The 6,564-nt window shown below is 42.1% G+C and carries 5 protein-coding genes; 2 read left to right on the forward strand and 3 right to left on the reverse strand.

What is annotated here, in order from left to right; all coding sequences use genetic code 11:
• Nucleotides 1-19: 19 nt before the first annotated feature.
• The 3 genes from L2755_RS02935 to L2755_RS02945 form a co-directional block, all read right to left on the reverse strand.
• Nucleotides 20-1,132, reverse strand: coding sequence for a TonB family protein (locus L2755_RS02935; RefSeq protein ID WP_428847771.1), 1,113 nt, complete (start codon nt 1,130-1,132; stop codon nt 20-22).
• Nucleotides 1,133-1,380: 248 nt separating this feature from the next.
• Nucleotides 1,381-2,514, reverse strand: a complete 1,134-nt coding sequence (locus tag L2755_RS02940) for a CobW family GTP-binding protein (RefSeq protein ID WP_248979260.1) — start codon at nt 2,512-2,514, stop codon at nt 1,381-1,383.
• Between the two features lie 205 nt (nt 2,515-2,719).
• Nucleotides 2,720-3,055: a hypothetical protein gene (locus L2755_RS02945; RefSeq protein ID WP_248979261.1), complete on the reverse strand. Its 336-nt coding sequence runs from the start codon at nt 3,053-3,055 to the stop codon at nt 2,720-2,722.
• 1,553 nt (nt 3,056-4,608) lie between these two features.
• Between L2755_RS02945 and L2755_RS02950 the strand changes: the two genes are divergently transcribed.
• The gene (locus tag L2755_RS02950; RefSeq protein ID WP_248979262.1) at nt 4,609-5,022 is read left to right on the forward strand and encodes a hypothetical protein; all 414 of its coding nucleotides are present in this window, start codon (nt 4,609-4,611) and stop codon (nt 5,020-5,022) included.
• Between the two features lie 105 nt (nt 5,023-5,127).
• On the forward strand, nt 5,128-6,087 hold the full coding sequence (locus tag L2755_RS02955; protein WP_283102707.1) for a S41 family peptidase: 960 nt from the start codon (nt 5,128-5,130) through the stop codon (nt 6,085-6,087).
• Nucleotides 6,088-6,564: the final 477 nt, after the last annotated feature.

The following is a 6,564-nucleotide window of genomic DNA, read 5'->3' on the forward strand; positions in this document are numbered from 1 at the left end:
TTTTTTACACGATTTGTAATTACTGCATCGTGTAATCTAACTGCACCGTCGAGTCCGCAGAAACAGCTTTTCCATCGACAAACTTAGGCGCGTAACGCCACTTCTTTAACGCTTCAAGTGACGCCTTGTTAAAACCTGAGCCACCTTTTGAAGCGAGAATGACCGGATTAACCACAAAGCCCATTTCATTAACAGTAAAGCTAACTTGACTCCAGCCCTCCTTTCTTCTCTGCAAGTATGACATCGGATACACAGGATGAACTCTAAATAGTGGCGTTTGCTCTTGTGCGTCAGACCAAGGCGTCATACTACCAATAGCCATACAGTGCTGAGTTGACTTGTCACTTTCGCCTTGAATTTCATAAATCTCAACCAATTTGGCATGTGCCGCGAGCAAGTAAGGGTGATCAAACTCCAAAGCTTCAAACTGTTTTATCACATAGAGTAATGCTGTTTCCGCTTTATCGAAATGTTTCTCCGCATACTCAATCGAACCCACGGTAAACGCAGCCAATACCCGTTTCATTGAGTTTTCGGGCAGTAACGTCTGGTAAGTTTCATAGGCATCTAGCCCATGATTACGTACGGTGCGGGTGTAATAGCGGCTAGCTGATAGCATTTTAAAATAGGCCATCTGTGTATCAGCCACAAGCATTGCATTGTCTGACTTTTCTGCAATATCTAACGCATCATCCAAGTACTCTCTGGCGTCCTGTTTACTGCTGGAATCAGCTAACCCCATCAAAGGGTCAATCAGCTCAACCGCATCATCAGCATAACTTTTGCTATAAATCACTAGCGCGGCTTGATACAACTCAAATGCCTGCAACTTGAGCTTCTTCGCCTTTGCTGCACTTTCTTCGGCATAAGTATTTTTAGGAGTATTATCAAGTAATGCACTTCCCGCATTTAGCGCTAGCACAGCGGTATCAAGGCTATCGGCTCCAAACTTAGCTTTTCCTAACTCATAAGCTTTAACTGCATATAACTCAATATCAGCACTGTTATCTGCAGCGACCGCGGCGGTGTAGGCTTTGTAAGTATCGCCAAATTCAGAGGCTGATAACGGACTTAGCGTAAACATTGAAACAGACAATGCCGTTATCAATATTGCTTTGGGAAATAATTTCATTTTTAACATCCTGTTTTATAAAACTTCATATCGTAAACTTGCCATCACCCAAAAAAATGGCAATGCTATTCATCGATAACGATTCCTTTTCGCACTCTACATTTTTGATGGTTATTTTTACAGCTAATTCTCATAAAACAATAAATTAACAAGTTAATACCCATTTACCCTCGCTGATAAGAGCATTTACGCACTTCACTTGAGCAGATATAGCCATTGCCAGTAAAAGCAATATCCAGAGGTCCTTGTTACCCAAGACGTGAACAAGTGGATACGAGTGCCTGTTCGATAACCTCACGGTCAATTTTTGACATTGATAGCAATTCAATTCTTGAATCCAGCGCATCGTCTAGTTCAACGATTGACAATTCTGACTCCACAGCATTAAACCCAGCAATGCCCTCTTCGGTGATCATCACCGCTTTTAGGCGCATAACCTCTAAACCTTTTATTAAGTGCAACAACTTATCAAAGTCGAACTCATAACTTAAATCAAACACCCAGCCACAACTGTAAAATCCATCCGCATGTTTGGTTTTGCACATAATGCCGTGTTCATCAAATTCTATTTGCTGTGGCTTAACCTCTTTGGAAAACAGCGGGCTATAATTAGCATCTAAAAGCCGTGTTGGCTGTTTTATGGTGACGGGAGATATGCTTACACTTTGCGGTCGCCGCGGCTCTGCTACCGGTACATGAGGCTGATTAAGCAGTGCCAATATTGATGGCATTAACTGCTTAACCTGTCGAGTACTCCATGGCTCAATAGCGACATGCTTGCGTAGACTCTTTTTAATTGAGTCATGGTTTGTGTTGCTCGCTGGAGTATGATCAAAAGCACCATTATCGACTGCAGCTATATAGTCCGATAATGTGTCGATAAGTGGCTCATCATAACAATCCGCTTTGCTCGCCAATACCAGATCTGCCACTTGTAACTGCTGATTAAAAATCTCATGCTCGGTATAGCGACTGTCGTTGAGCTTTCTAGCATCCACTAAGGTGATGCATGTTTTCATCGCTAACACTTGCTGATAATGCGTTTGAGTGAGCACCTTAAGCACCTCTTGAGGATGACCGAGCCCCGTTGGTTCGATAAGTAACCTATCGGGTTTGGCTTTAGCGATTAACTGGTTAATCGCTACCTGCATAGGTAACCCAGCAGCGCAGCACATACAACCCCCCGCCACCTCTTTAATCTGTATCTGCTGCGTTTCGCTACCTAAAAGGCCGGCATCAATACCAATCTCACCAAATTCATTGACCAACACCGCCCACACTTCATCAACCGGTTTTTGACTCAGCAAACTTTTAATAAATGAGGTCTTACCGACACCAAGAAAGCCAGTAATGATATTAGTCGGAATTATTTTTTGGATCATAAGGGCTGCTCTATAACGCAAGTTGCTGGAGATTCTAATCGGGATCTAAGGTCAATGTCACGGCTGGAGTGACAGGTATTAAGTCAAAATCCCCCCGCTCGATCACAATACATTTAATAACGGGCCAAAACGCCGGAGAAATTGTAGCTTATGCAAAGCAGCAAACTATCTCGCTAATCTGCTATCCCGGCTGCCAAAATTTAGGCTACCTAATAAAATGCTGGTCTATATAAGCGCACCAAGGATCTGAATCGACAGCAGGTAATGACTCATCGCCTCTAACGCCTAACTTAAACTCCACCACTGAGCGCCACTCTATCGAGCCTAAATCTGGGCCGTGACCTTGGCCATCGCCAGTAATAACTTGTTGCTCAACCTTTTCAAACCACGCGTTATTGCATTGCTTCTTAGATGGCTCAGACTCGGTGGATTGACTCTGCTGTTGAACATCACTACAAGCAAGTGTGAAAAAGCAGAGCAAAATGACAACGGTTCTGCTGGCTGAACGCTTTATCTTCATGGGTAGTTTATCTATTTTCAATGGATTACCTATGTTCAATATTCTCGGTGTTTTCAGGATAGTGACCCGTTCTCCAGCAAAGAATAGCGAGTACGCTAGATCTATCAAGTAGCGCCTTAATTTTTTTAATAAAACAAAGCTTATGGCGCTCCCCCATTCTTATGCAGCACCACCGCAGGTCATTGGAACCACTTAGGTCAGATGCTAAAGCATTTATGCCCCGAAACAACTTATAGCTAATTCAATTCGTCACACCAGTAACGCTTCTGGACTGGAGTCTAGCGACCTTTGCTTTGTATTTGGAGTAAGGGTCAACGATCTGCAGCCAATGCGCTAGTGTCTTTGCAAGCCGCCGTAAAATCTTCCCTGATGGCTCTGCTAAATCATCCCTGATTTAGAAGCTTACACGCCACTCAGCGCACAAGCTGCTAGCAAGTTCATCGAAGCGTCAAACTCATTTATGCCCGTGCGACGTGAAGTCGTATGAAGCGTTGTTCACCACGATAAGAGTGAACCATCTGTATCATCAGATGACCCTAAGACTCTGAATAAAGTAGCGAGTCTGACAATGTAACGAAGTCCATTGGACGGGAACAGAATCGTGAGAGGACGTTCTTCCTGATAACCACAAGTCGGGTAAGTGCTAGGGAGTCAGTATGATGAACATATGTGAATCCACGTAAGGTGCGTTATATGAGAAGCAGCGGAAGTGGTTTATACGCTGTGGCCAAAAAAGGCAACGAGAGCTGGAAAGAGATTGGGCAATGCTCTTTCGTGGTCATAAAGCTCTCCGCACTAGAGTGGGCATCTAAACTGACATTACGCTTCATACGGAACACGGTAAGCCTGAATCGCTCCCGTTGGGAAAGTTATCTGTGAAGATAGCCGATAGTGGTGCAGGTAAAGGAGGCTGGAGAAAGCCAAAGCTGCATTGTAATGATGCAGATACAGACTTGTGTCTGTCACGAAAGTGAGCCCACTTCCAGCTGGTCTCCCGTTGCAAGAAAATTAGAAGAACTTTGTTAATGGAGAAACGCAAATGATGACTTCAACTGAAGTTAGTGCCTCTCCTTGCTTTCCTCAATGACAATCCATCGATTGGAAAGTCATAGAGCAGAAAGTATCAAAGCTTCAAGTTAGTATTGCAAAGGTAACCCCAGTGGTTACCGGGTAACGTAGTACGCCTTAGTGGAGGCTTGAGCCGTATGCAGTGAAAGTTGCACGTACGGTTCTTAGGAGAGCGGCACCTGGTAACAGGTGCCGCTTATCCGACCAAAGTGAGTTGGCAGATAATTTCGTCAACTTCAGGTTAATAGCCATTTCCATATAAAAACTAATCTAAATATGGTTGAAAGGCTTAACCAAAAGGTTAAGTCATGTGTCATTCCTGCCTTTTGATATTATTTGAAATGACACAGAATTATAAACGCAGCTAAATTTTACTCTGACCCAGTTTATGGTTTATGATTTAACCTAGTAGGAAATTGAAACCCAGAAATCTAAATAAAATTGGCATTTCGTCGGATTAATTGACACAATGAAGCACCTAATAATAAGGATATTACTTCGGACTGATGGATCGCGACAACAGTAAAGCAACGACTAAGCTCAGCATCTTTTCTGCATCAATACTGACGTGTTGCCTGCTGTATTGCCTAACCATTAATCTTTTTTCTTTCACTTCTGTTTCCTCTCAAAGCCTTCAACACAACACATATAGTTTGATTTCCGACAGTGAAGAATCCGCGCTTAACGCAAGTCCATTATCTCAACCGACTTCATCTGCAAGTCAGTTTCAAAACAGCAGCCAATTTGCCCGCTGGGGCGAAATTGAACAACACTTTGCTCGATTCTTAAATGCTGATGATTATTTAATAACGGTACCGATCAACATTGACTGGTTTTTAAAGGTTGCTTGCGACAAGTTGAGATTGTCCGGCTGGAAGGAAAGCAGCCTACTCTATAAGTTTATTAACGCCTTAATTTAATTCCTTGTGACTTATTCAATTGGCGGGATCTATCTCGATAGCCCGCAAACTCACAAATATTATTTTAGGTCTATTATGCGATATCGATTAAAAACAAAACTCATTATGTCACTCACTTTCATCTGTCTTCTCTGTTTATGTTTACTGCTGCCAGCTCATAGCGTTGCACAAGCTCACCTCTCTGAAAGTGCAATAAGGACGTTAATTGATGACACCTTCTCTGTTATGCAACAGCACTATATCGAACCAGAAGTTGTGGCAAGTACCAAACAATTTGTGGTTTCAAGGTTCGAGCAAGGACAATATGCCTCAATATATTCTCTCGAAGATTTTGCTGAAATTATTGGCAAAGAAATTCGGAATATTACTGGTGACGCTCACTTAAGCATGTTCACTATTAAGCCCAATAAAAAAGTGACTCACATTCTTAAACACAAAACAGGAAAGCTCACCTACAACTTTGCGTTTGAGCAAGTTAGCTACCTAGATGGCAATATTGGTTATCTAAAATTCAATAAATTTCATTCTGATGAAAAAGCCAAAGAAACCGCAGATGCAGCGTTTAACTTTTTAAAGCAAAGTGACGGCATGATTATCGATCTGCGCGATACCATTGGTGGCTCACCAGATTTAGTGCAGTATTTACTCGGTTATTTTTTACCAAATAAAACGCCATTGTGGGAAGTGTTAGACCAAAAGGGCCAGCAATTATATTCCGTAATAAATAGCAACAATCCCAAACATGAACGCTTTCAACAAGATTACCCAATATGGATTCTAACAAGTGGTCAATCAGCCAGTGCAACGGAGTTTTTTGCGGGGGTCATGCAGGCCAATAATAGAGCAGAAATTGTTGGTGAGACGACTGCAGGTGCTGGATATTATGTTGGTGTACAGCCCGTCACCCCTGAACTTATTTTCAGAATATCGCTTTCAAAACCGGTTATTAGTATAAACAAACAGAATTGGGAAAAGACCGGAATTAAACCAGATATAAACGTTTCAGCTGTGGATGCGCTTAATTACGCTAAACGAGTTGCCTATGAGTCTGTTACCAATCGTTAGCTATTTAACCAGAAGTGATTACAGGGTCTAAACGAATATGTTCATTTGCTCACTTAGACCCTAATTGAAACAAGCAAATAGAGTCTGCAACCTCAGAGTTTACGGAGAAAAGCAAAAACAAATGACACCTATTTAAACGTCAAATCGAAGAGATACTCTTGATTAACATCAAGATAAAGGGGTCGGAGCGAATTAGAGCTTTTCAGGTAAATTCAGATACTTTTTCGGCTCTTCTCCGCTTAGGTGAGTCGACTCATATCAAAAAATTCAAATAACACTATTATTTATAACACTTTTTTATTTATGAATAAGTGAATACACCGTAACCGTCCGGCCAAGTACATCTTCAGCTTACCGCTTTGAAGTTCTATCTTAACAACTGACTATTACATCAGGAGTTAATATGGCTAAACGTTCTCATGCGGATTGGACGAACTTGATCCAGCAACAGCCTGGCAGCGGCTTAACGATTACAGA

It is taken from the genome of Shewanella abyssi, assembly GCF_023284025.1.
GTDB classification, from domain to species: domain Bacteria; phylum Pseudomonadota; class Gammaproteobacteria; order Enterobacterales; family Shewanellaceae; genus Shewanella; species Shewanella abyssi.

Excerpts from the sequence above, each read along its gene's own strand:
- L2755_RS02935 (WP_428847771.1), bottom strand. The coding sequence starts at position 1,132 with ATGAAATTATTTCCCAAAGCAATATTGATAACGGCATTGTCTGTTTCA.
- L2755_RS02940 (WP_248979260.1), bottom strand. The coding sequence starts at position 2,514 with ATGATCCAAAAAATAATTCCGACTAATATCATTACTGGCTTTCTTGGT.
- L2755_RS02950 (WP_248979262.1), top strand. The coding sequence starts at position 4,609 with ATGGATCGCGACAACAGTAAAGCAACGACTAAGCTCAGCATCTTTTCT.
- L2755_RS02955 (WP_283102707.1), top strand. The coding sequence starts at position 5,128 with ATGTCACTCACTTTCATCTGTCTTCTCTGTTTATGTTTACTGCTGCCA.